Source organism: Methylobacterium sp. UNC300MFChir4.1, from assembly GCF_900110155.1.
Taxonomy (GTDB): Bacteria; Pseudomonadota; Alphaproteobacteria; order Rhizobiales; family Beijerinckiaceae; genus Methylobacterium.
On record NZ_FOCS01000007.1, the window covers coordinates 45,293 to 69,957 of the forward strand.

General features: G+C 71.8%; 23 protein-coding genes. 9 read left to right on the forward strand and 14 right to left on the reverse strand.

The genetic code is table 11. From position 1 onward, the window contains the following. Positions 1 to 127: 127 nt before the first annotated feature. The 8 genes from BMY19_RS11915 to BMY19_RS11950 form a co-directional block, all read right to left on the reverse strand. Positions 128 to 1,759 carry an ABC1 kinase family protein gene (locus BMY19_RS11915; RefSeq protein ID WP_020093008.1) on the reverse strand — a complete coding sequence of 544 codons (1,632 nt, stop codon included), beginning with the start codon at positions 1,757 to 1,759 and terminating at the stop codon, positions 128 to 130. A 151-nt stretch (positions 1,760 to 1,910) separates the two neighbouring features. Beyond that, complete coding sequence (locus BMY19_RS11920) at positions 1,911 to 2,201, reverse strand: type II toxin-antitoxin system RelE/ParE family toxin (protein WP_100251840.1); 291 nt, start codon at positions 2,199 to 2,201, stop codon at positions 1,911 to 1,913. Next, complete coding sequence (locus tag BMY19_RS11925) at positions 2,198 to 2,449, reverse strand: type II toxin-antitoxin system ParD family antitoxin (RefSeq protein ID WP_210186920.1); 252 nt, start codon at positions 2,447 to 2,449, stop codon at positions 2,198 to 2,200. The genes BMY19_RS11920 and BMY19_RS11925 overlap by 4 nt, the downstream gene beginning before the upstream one ends. Positions 2,450 to 2,547: 98 nt before the next feature. After that, positions 2,548 to 3,249 (reverse strand): molybdate ABC transporter substrate-binding protein, encoded by a 702-nt coding sequence (locus BMY19_RS11930; RefSeq protein WP_100251842.1) that lies wholly within the window; start codon positions 3,247 to 3,249, stop codon positions 2,548 to 2,550. A gap of 62 nt (positions 3,250 to 3,311) precedes the next feature. Then, positions 3,312 to 4,142: an NAD-dependent epimerase/dehydratase family protein gene (locus BMY19_RS11935; protein WP_100251843.1), complete on the reverse strand. Its 831-nt coding sequence runs from the start codon at positions 4,140 to 4,142 to the stop codon at positions 3,312 to 3,314. Between the two features lie 45 nt (positions 4,143 to 4,187). Then, the gene (locus BMY19_RS11940; protein WP_091680479.1) at positions 4,188 to 5,483 is read right to left on the reverse strand and encodes an MFS transporter; all 1,296 of its coding nucleotides are present in this window, start codon (positions 5,481 to 5,483) and stop codon (positions 4,188 to 4,190) included. A gap of 161 nt (positions 5,484 to 5,644) precedes the next feature. Continuing rightward, positions 5,645 to 6,700, reverse strand: coding sequence for a lactonase family protein (locus tag BMY19_RS11945; RefSeq protein ID WP_244534898.1), 1,056 nt, complete (start codon positions 6,698 to 6,700; stop codon positions 5,645 to 5,647). 177 nt (positions 6,701 to 6,877) lie between these two features. Continuing rightward, positions 6,878 to 8,185 carry an alpha-hydroxy acid oxidase gene (locus BMY19_RS11950; protein ID WP_100251845.1) on the reverse strand — a complete coding sequence of 436 codons (1,308 nt, stop codon included), beginning with the start codon at positions 8,183 to 8,185 and terminating at the stop codon, positions 6,878 to 6,880. Positions 8,186 to 8,369: 184 nt separating this feature from the next. On the opposite strand from BMY19_RS11950, the gene BMY19_RS11955 reads away from it, so the two are divergent. From BMY19_RS11955 to BMY19_RS11965, 3 genes are all read left to right on the forward strand, one after another. Continuing rightward, entirely contained in the window at positions 8,370 to 9,419 is a 1,050-nt protein-coding gene (locus tag BMY19_RS11955) for a LacI family DNA-binding transcriptional regulator (protein ID WP_100251846.1), read from the forward strand. 85 nt (positions 9,420 to 9,504) lie between these two features. Next, positions 9,505 to 10,176 (forward strand): aspartate/glutamate racemase family protein, encoded by a 672-nt coding sequence (locus BMY19_RS11960; protein ID WP_100251847.1) that lies wholly within the window; start codon positions 9,505 to 9,507, stop codon positions 10,174 to 10,176. 3 nt (positions 10,177 to 10,179) lie between these two features. Continuing rightward, complete coding sequence (locus tag BMY19_RS11965) at positions 10,180 to 10,977, forward strand: hydroxypyruvate isomerase family protein (protein ID WP_100251848.1); 798 nt, start codon at positions 10,180 to 10,182, stop codon at positions 10,975 to 10,977. Positions 10,978 to 10,987: 10 nt separating this feature from the next. Here BMY19_RS11965 and BMY19_RS11970 read toward each other — a convergent pair whose 3' ends face one another. The 3 genes from BMY19_RS11970 to BMY19_RS11980 form a co-directional block, all read right to left on the reverse strand. Further along, complete coding sequence (locus BMY19_RS11970) at positions 10,988 to 12,991, reverse strand: TonB-dependent siderophore receptor (RefSeq protein ID WP_100251849.1); 2,004 nt, start codon at positions 12,989 to 12,991, stop codon at positions 10,988 to 10,990. 485 nt (positions 12,992 to 13,476) lie between these two features. After that, positions 13,477 to 14,514, reverse strand: coding sequence for a hydroxyacid dehydrogenase (locus tag BMY19_RS11975; protein WP_100251850.1), 1,038 nt, complete (start codon positions 14,512 to 14,514; stop codon positions 13,477 to 13,479). Positions 14,515 to 14,519: 5 nt separating this feature from the next. Continuing rightward, entirely contained in the window at positions 14,520 to 15,725 is a 1,206-nt protein-coding gene (locus BMY19_RS11980; RefSeq protein WP_100251851.1) for an amino acid aminotransferase, read from the reverse strand. A gap of 238 nt (positions 15,726 to 15,963) precedes the next feature. Here BMY19_RS11980 and BMY19_RS11985 point away from each other — a divergent pair, with 238 nt between their 5' ends. The 3 genes from BMY19_RS11985 to BMY19_RS11995 all read left to right on the forward strand — a co-directional run bounded on the left by BMY19_RS11985 (position 15,964) and on the right by BMY19_RS11995 (position 18,546). Beyond that, complete coding sequence (locus BMY19_RS11985) at positions 15,964 to 17,094, forward strand: branched-chain amino acid ABC transporter substrate-binding protein (protein WP_100251852.1); 1,131 nt, start codon at positions 15,964 to 15,966, stop codon at positions 17,092 to 17,094. A gap of 211 nt (positions 17,095 to 17,305) precedes the next feature. Next, the gene (gene infA, locus BMY19_RS11990; RefSeq protein ID WP_012320343.1) at positions 17,306 to 17,581 is read left to right on the forward strand and encodes a translation initiation factor IF-1; all 276 of its coding nucleotides are present in this window, start codon (positions 17,306 to 17,308) and stop codon (positions 17,579 to 17,581) included. Further along, positions 17,578 to 18,546, forward strand: coding sequence for a DMT family transporter (locus tag BMY19_RS11995; protein WP_100251853.1), 969 nt, complete (start codon positions 17,578 to 17,580; stop codon positions 18,544 to 18,546). The genes infA and BMY19_RS11995 overlap by 4 nt, the downstream gene beginning before the upstream one ends. Here the strand turns inward: BMY19_RS11995 and BMY19_RS12000 are convergent. After that, positions 18,516 to 18,818: a hypothetical protein gene (locus tag BMY19_RS12000; RefSeq protein WP_012320341.1), complete on the reverse strand. Its 303-nt coding sequence runs from the start codon at positions 18,816 to 18,818 to the stop codon at positions 18,516 to 18,518. The genes BMY19_RS11995 and BMY19_RS12000 overlap by 31 nt on opposite strands. Positions 18,819 to 18,988: 170 nt before the next feature. On the opposite strand from BMY19_RS12000, the gene BMY19_RS12005 reads away from it, so the two are divergent. Both BMY19_RS12005 and BMY19_RS12010 read left to right on the forward strand, forming a co-directional pair. Beyond that, positions 18,989 to 19,594, forward strand: a complete 606-nt coding sequence (locus BMY19_RS12005) for a sulfite oxidase-like oxidoreductase (protein WP_100251854.1) — start codon at positions 18,989 to 18,991, stop codon at positions 19,592 to 19,594. A 28-nt stretch (positions 19,595 to 19,622) separates the two neighbouring features. Next, the gene (locus BMY19_RS12010) at positions 19,623 to 20,366 is read left to right on the forward strand and encodes an FAD-binding oxidoreductase (protein ID WP_234081186.1); all 744 of its coding nucleotides are present in this window, start codon (positions 19,623 to 19,625) and stop codon (positions 20,364 to 20,366) included. 172 nt (positions 20,367 to 20,538) lie between these two features. Here the strand turns inward: BMY19_RS12010 and BMY19_RS12015 are convergent, their stop codons facing one another. Next, a complete protein-coding gene (locus BMY19_RS12015) occupies positions 20,539 to 21,636 on the reverse strand; it encodes a calcium:cation antiporter (RefSeq protein WP_042671759.1) in 1,098 nt (365 codons plus the stop codon). 303 nt (positions 21,637 to 21,939) lie between these two features. Here BMY19_RS12015 and BMY19_RS12020 point away from each other — a divergent pair, with 303 nt between their 5' ends. Next, the gene (locus tag BMY19_RS12020; RefSeq protein ID WP_056533145.1) at positions 21,940 to 23,691 is read left to right on the forward strand and encodes a DEAD/DEAH box helicase; all 1,752 of its coding nucleotides are present in this window, start codon (positions 21,940 to 21,942) and stop codon (positions 23,689 to 23,691) included. Positions 23,692 to 23,742: 51 nt separating this feature from the next. Here BMY19_RS12020 and BMY19_RS12025 read toward each other — a convergent pair whose 3' ends face one another. After that, positions 23,743 to 24,660, reverse strand: coding sequence for a hypothetical protein (locus BMY19_RS12025; RefSeq protein WP_100251855.1), 918 nt, complete (start codon positions 24,658 to 24,660; stop codon positions 23,743 to 23,745). Positions 24,661 to 24,665: the final 5 nt, after the last annotated feature.

Genomic DNA, 24,665 nt, shown 5'->3' on the forward strand with positions numbered 1-24,665 from the left:
CCCCGCCCGCAGCCGAGCGAATCGTTGGATGTCTCACGCTAGCATGGCGCGCAGGATAATCAAATCAGCTCGGTATTCGCCTGCGGATGAAAACTTATGTTGGAGCCCTGTGCGGGCGCGAAGACGGTTACTTGTTTCGCATCAGCAGCACGAGCCAGCCGATCCCGAGGATAAAAATTATCAATCCGATCGAGACGAAGACGGGCGTGCCGAGATCGATGAGGCGGGGCGCGAGCTGCGTGGCGAAGGCCGCCACCACCAGGGCCACGGCGACCCGCGCGGCCGCACGCTCGATGCCGCGGGTGACCTTGTCGAGGCCCTTCACCTCGATCTCGACGGTGACGCGGCCCTGCTTCAGCCGCACCAGCATCAGGTGGATCAGGGTCGGCAGCTCCGAGGCGGCGCCGTAGAGGCCGACGCCCAGGGCCTCGGCCTTCTGCTTGAGGGCGGAGAGCGAGAACTGCGTCTGCATGCTCGCCCGGACCGTGGGACCGGCGGCGGCGAACAGGTCGAAATTCGGGTCGAGGTGGCGCATCACGCCGTCGGCGGTGACCAGTCCCTTGAACAGGATGGCGAGGTCGGTCGGCATCGCGAGGTCGTTCTCGCGGGCCATGTTCATGAAGTCGGTCAGCACCAGCCCGAGATTCAGCGGGATCGACGAGTGGCTCTCCACGAAGGACTGGGCCGAGACCTGGAGGCGGGTGAGGTCCGGGTTGCTGGTGCCGGTCCAGTCGAGGAGCACGGCCATGAGGCCGTCGGCGTCCTGCTTGAGCATGGCGCCGATCAGCACGAGCAGCTGCGAGCGCCGCCGCTGCGACAGCCGCCCGATGATGCCGAAATCGATGAAGCCGATCTTGTTGCCGGGCAGGGCCAGCATGTTGCCGGGATGCGGGTCGGCGTGGAACACGCCCTCGATCAGCGCCATCTGCAGGAACGCGTCGGTTCCCTTCTGGGCGAGCAGCTTCTTGTCGATGCCCGCCGCGCGGAGGGCCGCCTCGTCGTTGGGCGGGATGCCGTGGATGAAGTCCTGCACCAGCACCCGCTCGGAGCAGTACTCCCAGTGGATCTTCGGGAAGACGATGTCGTCGCGGTCCTCGAAGATCTGGGCCAGCAGCTCGCAGTTGCGCGCCTCGTTGAGCAGGTCGAGCTCGCCGTTGAGGCCCTCCGCGAGGTGGCGCATCTGCTCCCGCGGCTGGTAGCGGGCCATGTCGGGCCACTCGTTCTCGACGATGCGGGCACCGTGGGCCATGAGGCGCAGATCCGCCTCGATGATCTTGCGCAGGTTCGGCCGCAGCACCTTGACGATGACGTCCTCGCCCGAGTGCAGCCGCGCCCGGTAGACCTGGGCGATCGACGCCGAGGCGATCGGGTTGGTGTCGAACTCGGCGAACACCTCCATGGGCGAGGCGCCGAGATCGAGCTCGAGCTGCGGGCCGATCTGCTCCCACGTCACCGGCACGACCTGGCTGTGGAGCTTCTGCAACTCCTCGGTCCAGGCCGGCGACAGGAGGTCCGGCCGGCTCGCCAGCACCTGCCCGAACTTGATGAAGGTCGGCCCGAGCGCCTCGATCGCCCGGCGCAGCCGCTCCGGCTCGGACAGGCGCGTGACGTCGACCCGGGGCTGGCGGCGCGGCAGGAGCGGCAGGTAGCGCAGGCCGAGCCGGTCCACGACGCGGGTGACGCCGAAGCCGATGAGGATCGTCGCGATCTCCGACAGCCGCTGGCGGTCGCGGGCGGCAACGAAGGCTGTCTTCAGCATGAATGGAGCGATCCGGTCGGACGGGATTGGGCGTCCGGACAGCACGAGCATAAGGACTTTTTTGCGGTCGCGAACCCCGGTTTCGCGGAGGCGGTGGCAACAAGACCGCCGCAGACCCGTTCGGCCACCAGTATCGAGGCGGGCTCGACTCCTACGTCAGTGCCCGTTCCCAGTCCTGTCGCCCGTGCAGCACGCGCAGGATGAGGACGGCGGACCCGTCCACGACGTAGACGATCACGTGGGCTCGATAGGGATGTAGCCGCACGGGCGGCGTAAATTCGCGCCGCTCGCGCGCCATCTGCGGCGTTGCGGCCAGCATGCGGAAGGCGTCGAACAGGCCGTCCTGGTAACGCTCGGCCTGGGTCACACCGAAGCGTAGCGCCCCCGTCACATAGGCCTCGGCGATGTCCTCATCGGCCCGAGGCGTCGTCCGGAAGGTCATGGTTCCGGACGGGCCGCCAATCGCGTCCGCCCGAGCTGGCGGATATCCTGCTCCGACCGGTCGCTGACGCCGCTCGCCAGCCCCTCGTCGATCAGCCGCTGCAGATCGCCGAGCTTAGCCAAGCGCTCCTGGTCGCGCCGGATCAGGTCGCGCACGTAGTCGCTGGCATTGGCGTAGCGGCCGGTATCGGCCTGCGCCTCGACCCAGGCCTTCATGGCTTCGGGCAGCGAGACGTTCATGCTGGCCACGGGGCACCTCCGCCCGCTGGATGACGATCTTTGGCAGAGATTGTCAAAGATCGGCGGGCTCCGTGCAAGCGCGACGGTACGGCCAGACGACTGGGCCGTCAGTAGGCCGGCTCCAGCCCGCTGGTCCGGTAGGCCTGGGCCGCCTGCGGCGTCGTCAGCCCGGCGAGGAACCGGGCCGCGCCGTCCCGGTCCGCCGCGCCGCGCAGGATCGCCGCCGCGAAGGTCGTCATCTCCTGCACCGGGTCGGGGAGGGGGCCGACCACCTCGATGCCGGGCACGACCATCAGCTCGCTGATCTGCTGGACGGCGATGTCGGCCTCCCCGGAGACCAGCTTCTCGGCCGTGAAGCCCTGCGGGATGATCGTCGCCCGGGCGTTCACCGCGTCGGCGAGGCCGAGCCGCGGCAGCAGGCCGGCGAAGTAGATCCCGCTGGCGCCGGTCCGCGAGTAGGCCACCGACCGCGCCTCCACCAGGGTGCGCTTCAGCGCCTCGACGGTCGCGATGTCCGGATGCGGCGCGCCGGCCTTGACGGCGATGCCGTAGCGCGAGCGCACCACGTCGACCCGGCTCTCGGGCTCGACGCGGTCCTCGGCGACGAGCCGATCCATGGCGTCCGACAGGACGAGCACCGCGTCGGCGGTCTCGCCCTCGGCGAGGGTCTTCATGATGACGGTGGTCGGCGCCCAGTGGATCGCCGGCCGGCCCCCAGCGGCCTCGAAGGCCGGGACGACGTGGGCGTCGAAGGCGCCGCGCACCACCAGGGCGCATTTGAGGCGTGTCTCGGGTCGCTCGTTCGGCATCGTGTGTCCAGTCTCTCGTCTCGGGAGGAGCGGTCGGGCGGCCGCGCCGAAGAAGCGGTCCGTCACCGCGGCGGTGCGGCGCGGGAATAGTCGATCGCCGTGAACCCGCCGCCCTGGTAGCGCTCCACCACCTGGTTGCCGCTGGTCTTCCCCTCCAGCGCTGCCGCGTGGGCATCGGCGCTGTCCTGCGGCGTCCAGCCGATGAAGGTGCGACCGTCCTTCCGCCACCAGGTCATGCGGCTGTTGTTCGAGGCGCCCCAGATCACCACCGAGCCCGTCGGGCCGAGGTCCGGGGCCAGGGTGGCGCGGGTGATCAGCCGGGTCAGGTCGGCGTAGGACAGCCACGTGGCCAGCATCCGCGCGTCGGTCGGCTCCGGGAAGCACGAGCCGATCCGCAGGAAGACGCTCTCGACCCCGTGCTTGTCGCGGTAGAGGCCGCCCATCAGCTCACCGTAGGCCTTGGACAGGCCGTAATAGCCGTCGGGCGCGAGGCCGCAATCGTCGTCCAGCACCTCGGACCGCGGGTGGAAGCCGATCGCGTGGTTCGACGAGGCGAAGATCATCCGGGCGCCCTCGCGCCGGGCCGCCTCGTAGGCGTGGTAGAGGCCGCGGATGTTCGGGCCGATCACGGTCTCGAACGGGTGCTCCACCGAGATCCCCCCGAAATGGAGGATCGTGCCGCAGCCCTCCGCCAGCCGGAGGATCGCCGGCCCGTCCTCCAGGTCGGCGACCTGGAACCGCGCCCCCTCGGGCAGCGGGTCGGGGAAGGGGACGCGGTCCGTGAGCCGGAGCGTCCAGCCCTGCGCGCCGAGCGCGCGGGTCAGGACGCGCCCGAGGGCGCCGGAGGCTCCGGTCAGGAGGACGGGTTTGGGCGGGACGGTCTCGGCGCTCATGGGACGCTGCTCCAGATTCCGGCGAACTTGATCGGACAGCCTCGGTCAGACGGGCTTGGCCGCGGCGAGGGGGCCGGCTTCCGCCGGGTTGCGCGGCCGCCGCACGAAGATCGCCATCGCGACGACGCCGGCCGCCGCGATCAGGGCGGCGATCACGAAGGCGCTGGCGTAGCCCCCGAGATACTGCACGGCCAGTCCCGTGGCAGTCGGCCCGATGATGCCCGAGATGTTGCTCAGGAGGTGGATGAAGCCGCTGACGCCGCCGACCCGGGCCTCGGGCACCAGCTCGTGGATCGTCGCCCAGCAGGATTGCACCGAGCTGGTCAGCATCAGCACGGCGAGCGCGATCAGCGCGACCGCCATGGCGGTGCTGGTCGCGGCGTTGACCATGATCAGGGCCACCCCCGCGATGGCGAGCGGCACGATCGTGGTGATCTTCCGCGCGGCGAGCTTGTCGCCCATGCGCGTGTAGACGAAGTCCGCCACCACGCCCCCGCCGACATAGCCGACGAAGCCGCAGGCCCACGGGATCGACGCGACCAGCGCCATCTCCTTCACCGGCATGTGCAGCGCGTCGGTGAGGTAGCTCGGGAGCCACGAGAGGAAGATGTAGAGGGTGTAGTTCACCGCGAACATGCCGAGCCCGAGCGACAGGGTGCTCGGCAGGAACAGGTACTCCTTCAGCGAGCGGGCATGGTCTGAGGGCGCGAGGTGCGTGACCGCCCGGCTGCGCTCCACGAGGGCGATCTCCTCCGGATGGACCCGCGGATTGTCCTGCGGCCGGTCGGTCATGAGCATCCGCCACGCCACGACCCACAGCAGGCCGACGGCGCCGATGGCCACGAACGCCACGCGCCAGCCGTACTGGATCGCCAGCAGGCCGACGACCGGCGCCGCGATGGCGCTGCCCACCGTCTGGCCCGAGAAGGTGAAGCCGATGGTCCGGGCGGTCTCCTCGCGGGGGAACCACGTGGTGATGGTGCGGTTCGTGGTGGAGTTCATCGGCCCCTCGGCGAAGCCGAACAGGGCGCGGACGATGAACATCTGGGCGAAGCCGGTCACCGCCCCTGTGAGCATGCACAGGACCGACCAGGAGGCCGCCGCCCAGCTGTAGACGCTGCGCGGCCCGTAACGGTCGGCGAGCTGCCCGCCCACGAAGGCGAACAGCGCGTAACCGAAGAAGAACGTGCTGAAGATCACCCCCAGCTCAGAGGGCGACAGGTTCAGGTCCTGCTTGACGAAGGGCGCGGCGACGCCGAGCGCCGCTCGGTCCATGTAGTTGATGATACCGGCGATGAACAGCAGGAACGCGATCAGGAACCTGTAACGCTTGGCGAACATGGGCATCCTCCAGAATATTTATGATTTTCTTTTCTTGTTTGCTTGGTGCGGCCCGGCGGCCAGAGGTCACGGCTCGACCGCCGCCGGTTCCGCCTCTCTTGCCCCTTCGAGGGGCATGGTCGGGCCCGCGCGCGGCGCGGGCCTGAACGCGTCGGCGCCTCCTACAGGAACGCGATCGTGCAGGGACTGAGGCTCGGGCGCGAACCCGTCCGGGTCAGGTCTCCGGTCTCGGGATCGATGGCGAAGGCGACGAGGCAGTCGCCCTGCTCGTTGGCGACGAGCAGGCGGTCCCCGTCCGGTGCCAGGACCATGAAGCGCGGGTCGCGGCCGCCGGAGGACGTCCAGCCCGCGGGCTCGAGGCGCCCGGCCGGGTCCGCCCGGAACCGCGCGATCCCGTCCTGTCCGCGGTTCGACGTGTAGACGAATCGTCCGTCGGGCGTGACCGCGATGGCCGCGGCGGTGCTCGCGCCGAAGAAGTCCGGCGGCAGGGTCGAGACGAGGTGCAGGGGCGTCAGCGCTCCGGCGTCCGCGTCCCACCGGCAGGTGGCGACGCTCGAGTCGAGCTCGTTGACCAGGAAGGCGAGGGGCTCGTGCGGGTGGAACGCGATGTGGCGCGGGCCGGCGCCGGGACGCATCGCGGTTTCCGAGACGATGGCGAGCCGCTCACCCGCGAGCTTCAGGACGAAGACGCGGTCGAGGCCCTTGTCGGGGACGATGACGTGGCGACCGTCGGGCGACAGGACCACGTGGTGCGGGTGGGCGCAGGCCTGCTCGGTTCGGTGCGGGCCCGGCTCGCCCGGGAGCGGCAGCACTTGGCACGCGGGCTCCAAGCCGCCATCGGCGCGCACCGGCATGAGGGCGACCGATCCGCTGGCGTAGTTGGCCACGATCAGGAACCGACCCCCGGGGTCGAGGGCCTGGTGCACGCTGTTGGTGCCGCCGGTGGCGGCGCTGCCGAGGCCACGCAGGGTGCCGTCGGGCTCCAGCGCGAAGGCGCTCGCCGCCTCGCCGTCGCCCTGGACCGTGTAGAGGATCGCGCGCGCCGGGTCGGTCACCAGGAAGGACGGGTTCGTCAGGTTCTCGACCCGGCCGAGGTGCGTCCAGTCGCCGAGGTCGCGACCGGTCCGATAGATGTCGATGCCCCGGCCGCGCGCCCGGCGCCGCTCGGTGGTGAAGCAGCCCACGAAGGCGAGGCCGCGGGGGGCGGGGTCGGTCATGCGGAGCATCCGGATCGGGGACGGGGCTGCGGGGGCAGCCGGCGGGATCGACGGTGCGGGGATGCCGGTCGCCCGGGCGCGGCGGCCCCGGCGCCCCGGGCGGCTGTCCCGCTGCCGCTCGCCGGCGCGCCGCGCGTGTCCGGGAAGCCGATCATGGTCGATCCTCCCGCCATCGGCTCAGGCCCGCCGCGGGGTGCGGCGCAGGAAGTCGGGATTGAGTTCGGACAGGCGGTTCACCCCGATCAGCGCCATGTCGCGGTTGAGTTCCTCCTTGAGGATCCGCATCGCGTGCTCGACCCCCGCGGCGCCGCCGAGCGCCGCGGCGAACATGAAGGGCCGTCCGAGCAGGACGAAGTCGGCGCCCAGCGCCAGCGCCTTCATCACGTCGGTGCCCCGGCGGATGCCGCTGTCGACGATGATCTTCAGCCCGCCCTTCCGGGCGGCGATCTCCGGCAGCACGTCGAGGGGGGCGACGGCGTAGTCGAGCTGGCGGCCGCCGTGAGTCGAGAGGATCACGCCGTCGGCGCCGCAATCCCGCGCGATGTCGACGTCCTCCGGCGCCAGCAAGCCCTTCACCAGCAGGTTGCCGGACCAGCGCTTGCGGATCGCCTCCAGGTTCTTCCACGAGAGCTGGTCGCGGGCGATGGTGTTGCGCACCGCGCCCTGGGACATCATCGGCGGCCCGCGCTCGGCCTCGGTGTTCTCGAAGTGCGGGGCCCCGTGCTTGAGGAAGGTCCGGGCGACGGTTCCGAGCAGCCAGCGCGGGTGGGTGGCGCTCTGCCACGCCACCTTCGGCGTGACCTTGATCGGCATGGAGAAGCCGCTGCGGATGTTGTGCTCGCGGTTGCCGAGGGTCGGCGTGTCGGCGGTGACCACGAAGGTCCGGTAGCCGGTGGCCTCGACCCGGTCGAGGAGGCGGTCGATCCGGGTCTGGTCGCCCGGCAGGTAGCCCTGGAACCAGGCCTGCGGATTCCGGGCGTGGACGTCCTCCAGCCTGATCAGCGAGGAGGCGCTCAGGCACATCGGCAGGTTCATCCGCCGGGCCGCCTCGGCGAGCACGAGGTCGCCCCGGTAGGCGATGAAGGCGGCCCCGCCCAGCGGCCCGATCCCGAACGGCGCCGCGTAGCTCTGGCCGAACAGCGTGGTGGCGGTGTCCCGCGCCGAGGTGTCCCGCATCAGGCGAGGGACGAGGGCGTAGTCGGCGTAGGCGCCACGGCTCTGCGCCAGGGCCGAGCCGGTCTCGACCCCGCCGGAGACGTACTGGAAGATCATCGGCGGCAGGAGCTTGCGGGCGTGCCGCTCGAAATCGTCGAGGGCCAGCAGGTCGCGGAACCGGTAGGGCGTGACCGCGTCGCTGCGCTTCAGGCTGGTGACGATGGCCTGCGGGGCCGCGATGCCCGGCGCCGCGGCGTCCGCGCCGCCGACGGTCGGCGCGGCGCGCTCTGGGGCTCCCAGTCCGGAGGCCGGCCGGTCGAGCGTCGCCATCGGATCCTCCTGTGGGCCGCCCGATCGAGCGGCTTCTTGAAAGCGCTTTCAGATAGCCAGCGCCCGGGTAGGGTGTCAATATACTGCCGGTTCGGCCCGCTTCTGCTGGTCGGGCATCGCCGCGTCGCGTATCCGGGGCCGACGCGCTGCCGCGCGGGGCCGTTCGGGAGAGGGATCGATCTCAGTGCTGGACCTGCCGGAGGAGATCCTCGAGCCGTCGACGCGCAGCCCGGTGGCCCGGGACGTCGCCCGCCGCGCCGGCGTCTCGACCGCGACGGTGTCCCGGGTGCTGAACGGCTCCGCCGGCGTCCGGGCCGACAAGCGCGCGGCGGTGATGCGGGCCGCGCAGGATCTCGGTTTCGTCGCCAACGGGGCGGCCCGGGCGCTCTCGACGCGCCGCTTCATGGCCGTCGGCGCCGTCGTGCCGAACATCGAGAATGAGGCCTTCGTGCGCGTCCTGTCGAGCTTCCAGGACCGGCTGCGGCAGGCGGGCTACACCCTGGTGGCGGCCAATGCCGGCTACGACCTGGAGGACGAGCTCCGCGAGGCGACCTTCCTGCTGGAGCGCGGCGTCGACGGACTGATGCTGGTCGGCGACATCCACCACCCGGACCTCCACGCCCGGATCGCCCGCGCCGGCATCCCGATGGTGCAGACCTTCAGTCTGTCCCGCGAGCGCCCCTGCGTGGGCTTCGACAACGCTGCCTCGGCGGCCCGGGCGGCCAACTACCTGATGGATCTCGGCCATCGCCGGATCGGGGTGATCTCGGGCCTGCGCAAGGACAACGACCGCGGCGGCGCCCGGGTGACGGGCATCGCGGCGGCGCTCGCGGCCCGCGGCCTGCGGCTCGCCCCGGAGCACGACATTGAGATCTCCTACGGGATCGGCGGCGGCCGCGACGGGTTCCGCCAGATGCTGGCCGGCGGCCCGCCGCCGACCGCGATCATCTGCGGCACCGACCAGATCGCCTTCGGGGCGATGATCGAGGCGCGGGCAAGGGGGCTCTCCATTCCCGGCGACCTGTCGGTGATCGGCCACAACGATTCCGACTTCGCGCCCTTCCTCGACCCGGCGCTGACGACGATCCGCATCCACTCCGCCGAGATCGGCCACGCCGCCGGTGACCACCTGATCGCCCGGATCCAGGGGCGGCCGATGGTCCGCCTCACCGAGATCGACGCCGAGCTGATCCTGCGCGCCAGCACGGCTCCGCCGCGGTGTGCCGACGTCTGACCTGCGCTATCTTGCCACCCATTTGAAATCGCTTACAACATGCGGACCGGCCCCGTCCGGCGCCGTAGCCTCTCCGGAACACAGCATGGCTCCCCGCATCGTCCTCCTGCACGCGACGCCGGTCGCCATGGCGCCGATCCAGGCCGCCTTCGCCGAGCGCTGGCCGGAGGCCGAGACCGTCAACCTGCTCGACGACGGCCTGTCCCTCGATCGGGCGAAGGAGCCGGGCGCGATCTCGGAGGCGATGATCGAGCGCTTCGTGCGGTTCGGCCGCTACGGCCACGACATGGGCGCCGACGGCATCCTGATCACCTGCTCGGCCTTCGGTCCGGCCATCGACCGGCTGATCGAGACCGTGCCGGTGCCGGTGCTCAAGCCCAACGAGGCGATGTTCCGCGCGGCGATCGCGCAGGGCGCGCGCATCGGCATGCTGGCGACCTTCGGCCCCTCGGTCGGCACGATGACGGACGAGTTCGAGGAGTTCGTCGCCGAGTCCGGGCGCCCGGCGAGTCTGCGGACGGTCCTGGTGGACGACGCGATGGCGCGGCTGCGCGCCGGCGACGCCGAGACCCACAACCGGCTGATCGCCGAGCGGGCGCCGGACCTGCGCGACTGCGACGCGATCATGCTCGCGCATTTCTCCACCTCGCGCGCGGCCGAGGCCGTGCGGAAGGCCGTCGACGTCCCGGTGCTGACCGCGCCCCACGCGGCGGTGAATCGGATGCGGGCGATGATCGAGACCGGCGGGAGCGCCTGACCCATGAAGCTCGGTGCCTACAAGGATCGTCTCAGCGGCCATTGCGGCTTCCTGTTCACGGAGCTGCCGCTGGCCGAGCGCTTCGCGGCCGCGGCCCGTGCCGGGTTCCGCGCGGTCGAGCATCCCAACCTGTTCGCGACGCCGGCCCGGGAGGTCGCGGGCTGGCTGGAGCGGGCGGGCGTGCCGCTGGTCCAGACCGGCTTCCCGGCAGGAGACGCCGCCAAGGGCGAGAAGGGCTTCGCGGCGCTGCCCGACCGGATCGATTACTTCCGCTCCACGATCGAGCCGACCCTGGACTACGTCGCGCAGCTCGGCTGCCGGATGGTCCACCCGATGGCGGGCGTCCGGCCCGCGGGAGCCGAGCGGGCGCGGCTCTGGGACACCTATCTCGACAACCTCGCCTTCGCGGCCGACGCCGCCGGCGCGCGCGGCATGACGGTGATCGTCGAGCCGATCGGTCCCGGCTCGATCGCCGACTACGCGATCGACGACCCGCTGCTGGCGGTCGAGGCGATCCGGGCGATCGGCCGCGACAACGTCAAGCTGCTGTTCGACGCCTATCACTGCGTGTGCCTCGGCCATGACCCGGCGGCGCTGATCCGCGCGCACGCGCCGCTCATCGCCCATGTCCAGATCGCCGACGATCCCGGGCGGCACGAGCCGGGGACCGGCACGATCGCCTTCGACCCGATCTTCGCCGCCTTGGAGGAGGTCGGCTATCCCGGCTTCGTCGGCTGCGAGTACCATCCCGCGGCCGGCACCGAGGCGGGGCTCGGCTGGATGCGGGCGGCAGCGGCGTAGCGCCGGGGCCTCAGAACCGGGCGGCGACGCCGCCGATGATCGTGCGGGGCTGTCCCGGCGTCGCGTAGCGGTTCTGGAACGCGCGGTCGTAGAACGTCGCGTCGAACACGTTGTCGACGTTGAGGTAGATCCGCACGCCCGGCGCGATCTGGTAGTACGAGATCAGGTTGACCAGCGTGTATTGCGGCAGGTTGAAGGTCGCGAGCGCCGTCCCCGCGGCGCGCCGGCCGACGAAGTCGAGGCCGCCGCCCAGGCCGAGCCCCTTCAGGTCGCCGCTCTGGAACTCGTAGACGGTCTGGAACGCGAGGCTGTTGGCGGGCACGTTGGCGATGCGCGTGCCGACCGGCAGAGTGTTGTCGCGGGCGACGGCCGCGTCGACGCGCGTGTAGGTCCCGATCACGCGCCAGCCCGGGGCCAGGTAGCCGGCGGCGGTCAGGTCGAAGCCGCGGCTGCGGACCGTGCCGGTGGCCACGCTGAAGTTCGGGTCGACCGGATCGGTGCTCAGGACGTTGGAGCGCCGGATCTCGAACAGGGCGGCGGTGGCGTCGAGGCGCCCATCGAGCAGGCTGACCTTCGCGCCGGCCTCGTAGCCCTCACCCTCCTCGAACGCGAAGGGCCGGCCGCTGCGATCCGTGCCGATATTGGGCCGGAACGAGCGCGCGTAGTTGCCGTAGAGCGCGACCGTGTCGGTCAGGTCGTAGAGCAGGCCGAAGCGCGGCGTCGCCACCAGACCCTGGAGGCTGGTGGTGCTCTTCGTGAGGTTGTTCGTCGAGACCAGCCCGAGGTCCTCGACCCGGACGCCCAGGAGGGCGTGGAGGCGGGGCGTGAGGTCGATCTGGTCCTGCACGTAGCCGGCGTAGCTCTCGGTCTTCTGCAGGAAGTTCGTGACCCGCGCGGTGATCGGCGGCAGCGGCTGGCCGTAGCGCGGCGCCAGCAGGTCGAGGAGGAACGGGTTCGTCGCGACGTTCGAGCGGTTGAACACCTCCCGGTAGCGGTAGCTGTCGTATTCCAGCCCGAGCAGGAGCGTGTGGCGGAACGGGCCGGTCTCGAACTTGCCCGCGAGATTCGCCTGCAGGTCGAGGTCGGACCACGTCAGGTCCCGCCATTCCAGGGTCCGCCGCTGGGTCCGGCCATCCGGCAGCAGGCCGATGGCGCCGACGCCGTAGCCCGACAGGTTCCCGCCGAGCACCTGGGCGCCGACGTTCAGCACCCAGTCCTGGTCGAACCGGTGCTCGACGCGCAGCTGGCCGAGGGCGTTGTCGACATGGGCCGGCGGCAGGCCCGGCTCGCCGATGAAGCGGCTGCGCGGCAGGGCGCGCACGTTGCCCCCCAGCGGGACGATGCCGCGGTCGAAGGTCTGCGCCGTGCTGACGAAGTCGCCCTCCAGGGTGACGGTCGTGTCCGTCGTCGGCTTCCAGGCGATGGCCGGGGCGAGGGCGTAGCGGTCGCTGGTGACGAAGTCCCGGAAGCTGCCGTTGTCCTCGACAGCGCCGGTGACGCGGGCCAGCACCTGCCCGCTCTCGTCGAGGGCGCCGGTGGCGTCGAAGGTGCTCCGCTTGGCGCCGAAGCTGCCGTACTGCGTGCCGACCGTGAGGGAGCGCGCCGCCAGCGGCTGCTTGGTCACGATGTTGAAGGTGCCGCCGGGATCGCCGCGGCCGTACAGGAAGGCCGAGGGGCCCTTGAGGACCTCGATGCGCTCGATGGAGACGATGTCGGGGCTGTTGGGGTAGCCGCGGTTGATCGGGAACCCGTTGCGGTAATACTCGCCGGTCGCCACGCCGCGGATCGTGAACTCGGTCAGGCCGAGACCGCCGAAATTGTTGCCGCGGCCGACGCCCGCGAGGTCGAGGGCGCTGTCGATCCGCGTCGCCGCCGCGTCCTCCAGCACCTCCTGCGGCACCGCCACGATGGTCTGCGGCACCTCGCGGACGGGCGTGTCGGTCCGCGTGGCGCTCACCGCCCGCGTGGCCCGGTAACCGTCGATGCGGGACGTCCCGTCGCCGGTCCCCGCCACCGACAGCTCCTCCAGCTGGACTTCCTGGGAACTGTCAACGGCAAGTTGAGCCCAGCCTGGAGACGGGAGCAATACCGGAGCGAGGAAGAGGGAGATTCTGGCTGCGCGCCCGGAAACGCCGCGCGAAGCCCGCGTGCAAGACCTTGCACAGTTACGCCGTACCACGATGTCGACCATTCTGTTTCGAGTGGCGCCAGATACGGTGCGGAAACATTCACGGTCAAGCTTGATCGCCGGCGGAGCCTCCAGGCTAGATTTTGAATAACTACAATCTGATCGGGATCGACGGTGCGCCCGCACGAAGCGCGCGAAGACGCCGTCGTCGCCGGTTCGAGCGGTGAGGGAAGGGGAGGTCGCTCCGGCGCACGGGCTCTCAACACGCCGGGTCGCGGGGCATCTGCACAGACGACGCCTCTCGCGTCGTCCGAGCGATCTTCACCGATTCGCGCGCCGCCCAGACAGGTCGGAGCGGGACCTGTTCCCGGTCAGGCGCCGCCGAGCAGCCGCGCCCGGCGCTCGAGGACCGTGGGCCAGACCTCGGGATTGACGAGCCGCGGCGGCGTCTCGCCCCGGAGCAGGCGGACGATCTGCTCGGCCCCCCAGGCGGCCACGTTGCGCCGCGCCTCGTGGGTGACGCCGGCGGTGTGGTAGGTCGCCACCACGGTGTCGAGCTGCAGCAGGGCCGCGTCGAGGGACGGCGGTTCCGGCGACCAGACATCGAGGCCAGCCCCGGCGAGATGGCCGGCGGTGAGCGCGGCGGCGAGCGCCGCCTCGTCGTGGACCCCGCCCCGGGCGGTGGTGATGAACAGCGCCCCCGGCTTCATCGCCGCGAAGGACTCGGCGTCGAAGCTGCCCCGGGTGGTGTCGTCGAGGGGGCAGTGCAGAGACACGATGTCGGACTCGGCGAGCAGCCACGCCCGGTCCACCGGCTCCGCGCCGCGGGCCCGGATCTCCGCGTCCGGGAGGAGGGGATCGTGGGCGAGGACCCGCATGTCGAAGCCGCGGGCCAGCTTGGCGACCTCCCGGCCGGTATGACCGATCCCGATGAGGCCCAGGGTCGCGCCGCCGATCTCGTGGCCCATCAGCGATTCGCGGGTGAAGCCGCGCGCGGTCCGGAGCAGGCGGTCGGAGACGCAGATCTTGCGCGAGACGGCGAGCATCAGGCCGATCGCCAGTTCCGCCACCGAGCGGGCATTGCCGCCCACTTGGTTCACCACCGCGACGCCGGCCCGGGTGCAGGCGGTGGCGTCCACCGTGTCGAAGCCCGCGCCGGCCGACGAGACCGCGAGCAGGTTCGGGCATTCGGCGAGCAGCGCGTCGGTCACGTGCCAGCGGCGCGGCAGCTCGTCCCGCGCCGGCGAGACGTGGAGGACGTGGGCCCGCGCCAGCAGCGCCGCGAGCGCGTCCTCCGGTCCCTGCAGGTCGCCGACCTGCAGGTCGATGTCGGGCTCGGCCCCCAGGCGCGCGTCGAAGACCGGATTGATCCAGACGTTGAATCGGCAGACGCGCTTGGGGGCCGACACCCGGTTCAGCCCTTCACCACCGCGTCGATCGCGTCGATGACGTGGTCGATGTTGTGGGTGTTGACGGCGGCGACGCAGATCCGGCCCGTCTCCAGGGCGTAGACCTCGTGGTCCTCGCGCAGGCGGGTGGCCTCGGCAGGGCTCAGGCCCGTGTAGGAGAACATGCCCTTCTGCGCCTTGATGGCGTCGAAGCCGCGCTCCGGGTGGCGCTGCTGCAGGCTGTCGGCCATCCGCTCGCGCATGGCGCGGATCCGGTCGCGCATCTCGCCGAGTTCCCGCTCCCAGTCGGCGCGCAGCTCCGGGTCGGTGAGCACGATCTCGACGATCGCCGCGCCGTGGGTGTGCGGGTTCGAGTAGCTCGCCCGCACCAGCCGCTTGGCGAAGGCCTCGACCTTGGCCTTCGCGGCCGGGTTCTCGGCCACGATGGTGAGCGCGCCGACGCGCTCGCCGTAGAGCGAGAACGACTTCGAGAACGAGGAGGCGACCAGGAATTCCTGGCTGGACTCGGCGAACAGGCGCACCGGCTCGGCGTCGGCGTCGAGCCCGTTGCCGAAGCCCTGGTAGGCGATGTCGAGGAACGGGATCAGGCCGCGCTCGGCCATCAAGGGCACGAGGTCCCGCCACTCGTCGAGGCCGAGATCGGCGCCGGTCGGGTTGTGGCAGCAGGCGTGCAGCACCACGATCGAGCCCTTCGGCAGATCCTGGAGATAGGCCTTCATGGCCGGGTAGTCGGCGCCGCCGGTCTCGGCCGAGAAGTAGGGATAGTCGACCACGGTGAAGCCGGCCTGGCCGAACAGCGCCTTGTGATTCTCCCAGCTCGGGTTGCTCACCGCCACGGTGGCGTTCGGGTAGAGCTTGGCCAGCAGGTCGGCGCCGGTCTTCAGCGCGCCGGTGCCGCCGATGCTCTGGAGCGTCGCGGCCCGGTTCTGGGACAGGATCGGCGCGCCCTTGCCGAACAGGAGTTCCTGGACCGCGTCGCGGAACGGCTTGGTGCCCTCGATCGGCCGGTAGGTCTTCGGCAGGCCCTTCTCGATCCAGCGCTTCTCGGCGGTCTGCACGGCGCGCAGGCGCGGCACCTTGCCGTCCGCGTCCGTGTACACGCCGACCACGAGGTTGAGCTTCTTGGGGCTCGGGTCGGCGTTGAAGGCCTCGAACAGGCGCATGATCGGGTCGAGCGGCGCGTCCTGGATGCCGGCGAACAGCGAGGTCATGATCGTCAATCGTCCCAGAGGGTCTCGGCCGGCGACGCGCGGAGGGGCGCCGGCACGCCCGGCGACGGGCCGGGCCGACGCCCTTATTCCGCACATCGCGCCCGCCCGCCAGCGCTTCCGCGCGCATCAGCATCCCGATCCGCTCAACGATCTGCGCGACGCTGCGCCCGACGATAGGCCGGGCGTTCCCTGTCCGGTGCCCTTCCGGTCGGGGCGCCGACGGTCCTAGAGTGCCGCCATGATCCGTCGCCTCGTCCCGTTCCTCGCCCTTCTCCTCGCCGCCGCCCCGGCCGTCGCGCAGGCACCGGTGCGGATCGGCCTGTCGGCGCCGCTGACCGGTCCGGATTCCGCCTTCGGCCAGGGGCTCCGGCAGGGCGCCGAGCAGGCGGTGGCCGATCTCAACCGCGTCGCGGGCGGCCGCCCGCGCTGGGTCCTCGTCCCGGCCGACGACGGCGGCGACGCGCGGCAGGCCGTCGCCGTCGCGAAGAAGTTCGCCGCCGACGGCGTGCGCCTCGTCGTCGGACCGCTCGAATCCGGGGCGGTCGCGGCCGCGGCGCCCGTCTACGAGGAGGCGGGCGCGGTCATGGTCGCGCCCGCGGCATCCTACGGGCCGCTGACCGGCCGGGGCCTCTGGAACCTGTTCCGCCTCGGACCGAGCGACGCCCAGCAGGGTCGGGCGGCCGGGGCCTACCTGGCGAAGGCCTTCGCGGGACGCCGGGTCGGGATCCTCAGCGACCGCTCGACCTTCGGCCGCGGCCTCGCCGACGCGGTGGCGGCGCGGCTGAAGGAGGCCGGCACGCCGGAGGTGATGTTCGACGGCTTCCCCCGGGGCAACCGCGACCTCGCGGACCTCGTCGCGCGGCTGAAGGCGGCGCGCCTCGACGCGGTGTATTTCGGCGGCCTCGCGCCCGAGGCCGTGACCCTGCTCCGCGCCATGCGCGAGGCCGGCCTCGGCGCGACCCTGGTGGCGAGCGACGGCATCCTCGACCCCGCCTTCGCCGCCGCGGCCGACGGGGAGGGGACGGTCATGACCCTGGTTCCCGATCCGCCGCGCCTGCCCGAGATCCGCGGCGCCCGCCCGGCGCCGCGCTCCCCCGAGGCGGAGAGCGTCGCGGCCAATGCCTACGCGGCCGTGGAGCTCCTGGCGCAGGCGACCGAGCGCGCCCGCGCCGCCGACCCGAGGACCGGCCGCATCGCGGACGGCCACAAGGTGGCCGAGGCCGTGCGGACGGGGCCGTCCCGGACGCTGCTCGGATCGGTGGCCTTCGACCCGCGAGGCGACCGCGCCGGAGCACCGATCGCCCTGCGGATCTGGCGCCGGACGCCGGACGGTCGCCTCGACTACGCCGGCAACGACGCCGAGCCCTGAGAGCCGGCAAATCGTGTCGATGACGGAACGTGTTCGGTGTCCGTGACTTGCCGCCGGTTCCCGCGGGGACTACATGCGGGCGGTGCTGCTGAGCTGGCGCGGGCGGTCCCCCGGATCGGATCCGCGCCCTGCGGCGTTTCCCGAGCTCGATGACAGCCGAACACGCATTGCCGGAACGCCTGCTGCCGGACGGTCCGACTGGAGAAGGTGCATGGCGAAAGAAGAATTGATGCAGTTCGATGGTCTCGTGATCGAGATCCTGCCGGATGCGCGCTACCGCGTGCAGCTCGACCAGGGCCACGAGATCGTGGCCTACACGGCCGGCAAGATGAAGAAGAACCGCATCAAGACGCTGGCGGGCGACCGGGTGACGGTCGAGATGTCGCCCTACGACCTCGAGAAGGGCCGCCTCGTGTTCCGCCACAAGGACGAGCGCTCGTCCGGACCCCGCCCGCCGGTGCGCGGCGGTCAGTTCCGCCGCCGTTGACGACCGGGCGCGCGCGCCGGGCTTCCCCGGCCGCGCCCGCCTACCTGCTCTTGACCGTCACGGCGCTGCTCTGGGCCGGCAACGCCGTCACCAGCCGCTGGGCGCCCGGTCACGTGTCGCCCCAGGTCATCACGACGCTCCGATGGGCGGTCGCCTGCCTGGTGCTTATGCCCTTCGCCGCGCGCCGGCTCGCCGCCGCGTGGCCGCTCCTGCGGCCGCACTGGCTGCGCATCCTGCTGATGGGCGGCCTCGGCTACACGGCCTTCAACTGCCTGTTCTACGCGGCCGGTGTGCATACCGGCGCGATCAACCTCGCCCTGTTCCAGGGGGCGATCCCCGTGCTGGTGATCGTCCTGAACCGGGTGGCCTACCGGGTGCCGGTCACGCCGGGGCAGGTCCTGGGCGTGGCGCTGACCCTGGTCGGCGCCGGCCTCGCCGCCACGCACGGCGACCTGTCGGTGCTCACGACCCTCGCGTTCAACCGCGGCGACGTGCTCGTCTTCGGCGCCTGCCTGCTCTACGCGGGCTACACGATCTTCCTGCCGACGCGCCCGAAGGTGCCGGCCCTGGTGTTCTTCGCCGCGATGGCGGTCGCGGCCTTCGTCACCTCGCTGCCGCCGCTCGCCGTCGAGTGGGCGACGGGCCACGCCGTCTGGCCCAACCGCGAGGGCTGGCTGATGGTCGCCTTCGTGGGCCTCGGGCCGTCGCTGCTGGCGCAGCTCTTCTTCATGCGCGGCGTCGAGATCATCGGCCCGAACCGCGCCGGCCTGTTTGTCAACCTCGTGCCGATCTTCGGCGCGATCCTCGCCGTCCTGCTGGTCGGCGAGCCGTTCGGCGCGACGGAAGGGGTCGCCCTGGCCCTGGTGCTGGCCGGGATCGCCTGCGCCGAGCGCCTGAAACCGGCGCCCGCCGCAAAGGCCACTCCGGAAGCCGCCTACTCGCAGACGCGGACGCGGCGGATGTAGACGTCGCCGTAGGCATCGTAGGTCCGGCGGCGCTCGAAGTGGCAGACCGGGCCGTAATCCTCCTCGACGTAGACCGGCGGCGGGGCGCGGTAGACCGGGCGGCCCGGGTAGTAGCCGTTGTTGGCCGACGCGATGGCGCCGCCGACGGCCAAGCCGCCGAGCACGCCGAGGGCCGCGGCGCCGCCGGCGCCGATGCCGTCGCGGGCCTGGGCGGCCGGCGCGAGCGTGGCGAGGCTCCCGACGACAAGGCTCGTCGCGAGAAGGTACTTCATGACATCCCCCTGAAAGCAGGCGATTCGTGCCGATCGATCGGCACAGAGCTGCTAGCACACCCGAGCTTTGGGGCGTTTGTTCGGCCGCACGTGCCGGCTTGACGTGAGGTGCTCCGCCGCACCAAACCCGGGGGCGAGCCGGAGGGCGAGCGAGAGGAGCGGCGACCGTCATGGTGACACGGGGCTTCGTCGGACGCAGGCAGCCGCCCGAGACCGGCGCGCGCCTGCCGCCGGGTCAGTATCTCACCGACGATTTCCCGATCCTCCAGATCGGCCCCAACCCGACCGTCGACATGGCGACGTGGCGGTTCACGCTGCGCGAGGGATCCCGGCCGATCAAGGCGTGGAGCTGGGCGGAGTTCGAGGCGCTGCCCCGCACCACCTGGCGCGGCGACATCCACTGCGTCACCAAGTGGTCGAAGTTCGACACGACCTGGGAGGGCGTCAGCTTCGACGACATCCTGACCGATGCCGGGATCACGGCACCGACCGGCTACCTCCTGGCGGAATCCCACGACGACTACACCACGAATGTGCCGGTGGCCGACCTCGTGGGCGGTCGCGCCCTGGTGGCGACGCGCTACGACGGTCAGCCGATCCATCCGGATCACGGCGGCCCGGCGCGGCTCTTCGTGCCGCACCTCTATTTCTGGAAGAGCGCCAAGTGGGTGAAGGGCCTCCGGTTCACTCAGACCGACACGGCCGGCTTCTGGGAGCTGCGCGGCTACCACATGTACGGGGATCCCTGGCGTGAGCAGCGCTACATCGGTGACTGAGGCGGTTCCTGAGGTGGTGACTGACGCGGTGACGGACACAGTGACTGACCCGGCGTTCGAGCCCATCGTCTTCCGCTGGCACGAGGCGGAGATCACCGCGATCGCGCCGGTCACGCCGCACGTGAAGAGCGTCCGGCTGCGCTGCGGCCTCGCCGAGTCCTACCGGGCCGGGCAGCACGTCGATGTCCGGCTCACCGCCGAGGACGGCTACCAGGCGCAGCGGAGCTATTCCATCGCCTCGGCGCAGGACGGCAGCGGCACCCTGGAGCTGATGATCGAGGCCCTGCCGGACGGCGAGGTCTCGGGCTGGTTCTCGCACTGCGCCGAGGTCGGCGACCGGGTCGAGCTGCGCGGGCCGATCGGCGGCTCGTTCTCCTGGGACGGGTCTGACGGCGGGCCGCTGCTCCTGGGCGGCGGTGGGTCCGGCGTGGTGCCGCTCCTGGCGATGCTGCGGCGGAGGGCGCAGCACTGGCGGGCGATCCCGGCGGCGCTGATCTACTCGGCCCGCACCCGCGCGGAGGCGATCGCGGTCGCCGAGCTGGAGCGGCTCGCCGAAACGGATCCCAACTTCTCCCTGCATCTCGCCACGACGCGCGAGCCCGGCGGCAAGCGGATCGACGCGCACCTCGTCGCCGACGCGCTGGCGCGGATCGGGGCGCCCGGGAAGGTGTTCCTCTGCGGCTCGAACCGGTTCGTGGCCGCGGCCTCGGACCTGATCCTGGCGCAGGGCGTCGCGCCGGGCCTGATCCGCACCGAGCGCTTCGGCGCCTGAACGAGGCCTGACGCTTTCCGGTCGAGGATCTCGGCTCTGTCGTCGTTGCGAGCGGAGCGACGCAATCCGGAGTGCGCCACGTTCTCCAACGTCGCGCCGCCCCGGGTCGCTTCGCTGCGCTCGCGACGACGGAGCGGGTTGCACCGACCGAAGCGTTCCGCCGGAAGCCGAATCAGGGGCTGAAGATCAGCACGAGGTAGACGAAGAACAGCACGAGGTGCACCGCGCCCTCCAGCACGGTGGTGCGCGAGCCCGAGAAGGTCTGGGCGCTGAGGATCAGCGTCACGGCCAGCAGGGTCATCTCGGTCGGCTTGAGGCCGAGCACCACGGTCTGGCCGGTGAGCAGCCCGATGGTCAGGATCGCCGGCACGGTGAGGCCGACCGTGGAGGTGGCCGCCCCCAGGCACAGGTTGATCGCCCGCTGGAGCTCGTTGCGGGCCACCGCCTTGAGCGCCGAGATCCCCTCCGGCGTGAACACGATGGCGGCGATCAGCACGCCGCCCAGCGCCGTCGGCGCGCCGAGCGCCGCGATGCCGTGGTCGAGGATCACCGCGAGGCTCTTGGCCAGGATCACGATCGGCAGGACGTTGGCGAGCAGCAGGCCGACATGCTTGGCGACGCTGCCGCCCGAGACCGGATCCGCGCCGTGCGGCGGCTCCGTCGCCTCGGGGATCTCCGCGTCGATGAAGAACTCGCTGTGGCGCCCGGTCTGGATGAGCAGGAACACGCCGTAGAGGGCGAGGGTGAACACCGAGAACGTGACCGCCTGAAGCGTCGTCAGGGTCCCGTCGCTGGTGGAACTGGTGAAGTTCGGGATGATCAGCGCGATCGTGGTGAGCGGGATGATCACCGCCATGAAGGCCGAGGCACCCTGGAGGTTGTACCGCTGCTGGTGGTGGCGCAGGCCGCCGACCAGGAGGCCCAGCCCGACGACGCCGTTCAGCACGATCATCAGCACCGCGAACATCGTGTCGCGACCGAGGGTCGGCGCGTCCTTGGCCGACAGCATCACGGCGGAGATCAGCGCCACCTCGATGATGACGATCGCCAGCGTCAGGACCAGCGTCCCGAGGGGCTCGCCGAGGCGGTGTGCCAGTTCTTCGGCCTCGTGCACCACGCCGAAGGCGGCCCAGACGATCACGGCGAGCAGCCACGCGAACAGGCCCCCCGCGAACAGGGGCTGCGACAGGTCTCCGAGCCAGTCCTTGCCGAACCACGTGAAGGCGAGAACCGTCGCCCAGGCTACCGCCACCCGCAGGGCTGCCATCATGATGAACGTGTACTCCGCTCGGTTCGCGTCGGGCCTCGACGTGCGCGATTCAAGGGAGCCTTAGCAGGTCGTCGGACCAGTGTCGGCGTCGACGGCCGATCGGCCGCGGGTCCATTCGCGCGCCGATGAGGCGGGCCGGATCCCGGATCGAGCGCGCGCAACCGCCCCATGCTGCGACGGGAGTGGTCAGTCGGCCCGGTTGGCGTTACCTTCCAGGCACCCGAATAAAGTCCGGCGCCTGATTCCCCCGCCGCGCGATGGCGCGCTGCCGGGCGCGGCACGGCCGTTGAGAGTTCCCGAAGCTTGCCTTTCCCGACCCTGCCCGCCCCCCTCGCGCGGGCCCTGAGCGACCGCGGCTACGCCGACCCGACGCCGGTCCAGGCCGCCGTGCTGGAAGCCGCCGCCGGCTCCCGCGACCTCCTCGTCTCGGCCCAGACCGGGTCCGGCAAGACCGTGGCCTACGGCCTCGCCATGGCCAGCATGCTGATCGGGGAGGCCGAGCATCTGCCGCCCCCGGCGGCGCCCCTCGCCCTCGTGATCGCCCCGACCCGGGAACTCGCCCTGCAGGTCCAGCGGGAGCTGTCCTGGCTCTACGGGCCGGCCGGAGGCCGTGTCGCGGCCTGCGTCGGCGGCATGGATCCGCGCCGGGAGAGCCGGATGCTCGCGGACGGCACCCACATCGTGGTCGGGACGCCGGGCCGCCTGCGCGACCACCTCGAGCGCCGCAACCTCGACCCGACGGCGCTGCGCGCCGTGGTCCTCGACGAGGCGGACGAGATGCTCGATCTCGGCTTCCGCGAGGACATCGAGTTCATCCTCTCGGCGACGCCCGCCGAGCGGGCCACCTACCTGTTCTCCGCGACCCTGCCGAAGGCGATCGAGACGCTGGCCGAGCGCTACCAGCGCGGGGCCCTCCGGCTCGCGATCAAGGGCGAGACCAAGGGCCACGCCGACATCGCCTACCGGGCGGTGCGGATCATGCCGCGGGAGACCGAGCACGTGGTGCTCAACCTCCTGCGCGAGGCCGACGCCGCCACTGCGATCGTCTTCTGCAACACCCGCAACGCCGTCCGGCACCTCCAGGCCAGCCTAACCGAGCGGGGCTTCTCGGTGGTGGCACTCTCGGGCGAGCTGGGGCAGGGCGAGCGCAATGCCGCGCTCCAGGCCCTGCGCGACGGCCGCGCCCGCGTCTGCGTCGCCACCGACGTGGCCGCCCGCGGCATCGACCTGCCGTCCCTCAGCCTCGTCATCCACGCGGATCTCCCGCACGACGCCGAGGTGCTCCAGCACCGCAGCGGTCGCACCGGCCGCGCCGGCCGCAAGGGCACCTCGGTGCTGCTGATCCCCAATTCCCGGCGGCGCCGGGCCGAGCAGATGTTCGCCATCGCCAAGGTGAGCCCCGAATGGTCGGGGCCGCCCTCGGCCGACGAGATCCGCCGGCTCGACGGCGAGCGCATGCTCTCCGACCCGCTCTTCGCCGAGCCGCCGGCCGAGGAGGACGTCGCGCTGGCCGAGACGCTGCTCGCCGGCAAGAGCCCCGAGGAGCTCGCCGCGCTCCTGGCCCGCGTGTACCGCACCCGCCTGCCGGCCCCCGAGGAGGTCAGCGATCCGGGCGAGGGCCGCGCGCCCCGCGGCGAGCGTCCGCCCTACGACCCGATGGACCCGGAGCGGATCGCCGCCATGGGCCCGGCGGTCTGGTTCCGGCTGAACCTCGGCCGCCGCGACAACGCCGACCCGCGCCGGCTGCTGCCGATGCTGACCCGTCGGGGCGGGATCGGGCGCCAGGAGATCGGCGCCATCCGGATCTTCGACCGCGAGACCAAGTTCGAGGTGCGTGGCAATGCGGCGGCGCGCTTCGCCGAATCCTTCGCCCGCAATGGCTCGCCGGAGATCCAGGTCGAGGCGCTCGCGGGCGATGGGGCGCCGGCCGAGCGCAGGGGGCCACCCGCCGGGCCGAAGGGATTCGCGAGCCCGCGGGCCGGCAAGCACCAGCGCAAGGCCGAGCGCACCGGGCCGAAGGGCGACAAGGCCGGGCGCCAGACGGGCCGGGCCTGAGCGCCGGCCCCGGCAGACGTCCGGCCCCGTGAGCGGGGCCGGCGCGGCGGCTCAGAAGACGTTCTTGACGGCGTCGCCGAGGGCGTCGACGCTCTCCTTCAGCTTCCGCCCGGCCGGCGCCAGGGACGGGAGCTTGATGCCGAGCACCTCTGTATCCTCAGCCTCGGCGGGCTCCGCCTGGGCAACGGTGGCGGCGCCCTTCGCCTTGTCGGCGGTCCGCGTCGGCGCGGGCGTTTGGCGGGTCGCCGCCTTGGGCGCCGGCTTCTCGGGGCGCTCGATCTTCTCGGCGCGCTCCGTCCTCTCCGATTTCCCGGAGCGCTCCGTCTTCTCGGCCCGCTCCTTCTTCTCGGGACGCTCGGCCTTCTCCGCGCGCTCTGTGCTCTCCGCCACCGGCTTCGGCGCGGCCGGCTCGACGAGCTCGCGGGCCCGGACCGTCTCGGAGGCGCGGGGCGTCTGAAGCGCGGCCGTGCGGACCGGCGCCAGCGGCGCGACTTCCCGCGCGGCCGCGACCGGCGTGACTGGCGTCGGAACCGGGATGCGCTGCGTCGGCGCGACGGGGGCCGCGGCGACCTTCGCGGGCTGCGGGGTCGCCGGCCGCGGGGCGTCGGGCGCGGGCGGCGTCGGCGTGATCGCCGCGAAGGCTTCCGGCAGCGACACCATCCTGAGCGCCGGTGTCTCCGGCTTGGCGGGCTGCGCCGGGGCTGCCGCCGCCTGGACGGAGCCCTTGATGGCGGGCAGCCCGTCCTTCAGCTCCGGCCAGTCCGCGGCCTGCCGGGACGCGACGATCTTCACGGGGGTCGGCGCCGCCAGGCCGGCCATCACCGTCGAGGCGGCGACGCCGAAGCCGACCAGCGCGCTCGCGCCGGCCACGCTGAACAGCGCGACCTTGAGATTCAGCGACGGCCCGGGCTTGGCCGACGGCGTCCGGTCAGGCCGGGTCTCGGACGGGTCGAGGTTGAGATCGATCATAGGCC

Bases quoted from the DNA above. Each gene is read 5' to 3' on its own strand.
- BMY19_RS11930 (WP_100251842.1), bottom strand. From the start codon at position 3,249: ATGCCGAACGAGCGACCCGAGACACGCCTCAAATGCGCCCTGGTGGTG.
- BMY19_RS12015 (WP_042671759.1), bottom strand. From the start codon at position 21,636: ATGATGGCAGCCCTGCGGGTGGCGGTAGCCTGGGCGACGGTTCTCGCC.
- BMY19_RS12005 (WP_100251854.1), top strand. From the start codon at position 18,989: ATGGTGACACGGGGCTTCGTCGGACGCAGGCAGCCGCCCGAGACCGGC.
- BMY19_RS11915 (WP_020093008.1), bottom strand. From the start codon at position 1,759: ATGCTGAAGACAGCCTTCGTTGCCGCCCGCGACCGCCAGCGGCTGTCG.
- BMY19_RS11960 (WP_100251847.1), top strand. From the start codon at position 9,505: ATGGCTCCCCGCATCGTCCTCCTGCACGCGACGCCGGTCGCCATGGCG.
- BMY19_RS11965 (WP_100251848.1), top strand. From the start codon at position 10,180: ATGAAGCTCGGTGCCTACAAGGATCGTCTCAGCGGCCATTGCGGCTTC.
- BMY19_RS11950 (WP_100251845.1), bottom strand. From the start codon at position 8,185: ATGGCGACGCTCGACCGGCCGGCCTCCGGACTGGGAGCCCCAGAGCGC.
- BMY19_RS11980 (WP_100251851.1), bottom strand. From the start codon at position 15,725: ATGACCTCGCTGTTCGCCGGCATCCAGGACGCGCCGCTCGACCCGATC.
- BMY19_RS11920 (WP_100251840.1), bottom strand. From the start codon at position 2,201: ATGACCTTCCGGACGACGCCTCGGGCCGATGAGGACATCGCCGAGGCC.
- BMY19_RS11935 (WP_100251843.1), bottom strand. From the start codon at position 4,142: ATGAGCGCCGAGACCGTCCCGCCCAAACCCGTCCTCCTGACCGGAGCC.
- BMY19_RS12025 (WP_100251855.1), bottom strand. From the start codon at position 24,660: ATGATCGATCTCAACCTCGACCCGTCCGAGACCCGGCCTGACCGGACG.
- BMY19_RS12000 (WP_012320341.1), bottom strand. From the start codon at position 18,818: ATGAAGTACCTTCTCGCGACGAGCCTTGTCGTCGGGAGCCTCGCCACG.
- BMY19_RS11945 (WP_244534898.1), bottom strand. From the start codon at position 6,700: ATGACCGACCCCGCCCCCCGCGGCCTCGCCTTCGTGGGCTGCTTCACC.
- infA (WP_012320343.1), top strand. From the start codon at position 17,306: ATGGCGAAAGAAGAATTGATGCAGTTCGATGGTCTCGTGATCGAGATC.
- BMY19_RS11985 (WP_100251852.1), top strand. From the start codon at position 15,964: ATGATCCGTCGCCTCGTCCCGTTCCTCGCCCTTCTCCTCGCCGCCGCC.
- BMY19_RS11940 (WP_091680479.1), bottom strand. From the start codon at position 5,483: ATGTTCGCCAAGCGTTACAGGTTCCTGATCGCGTTCCTGCTGTTCATC.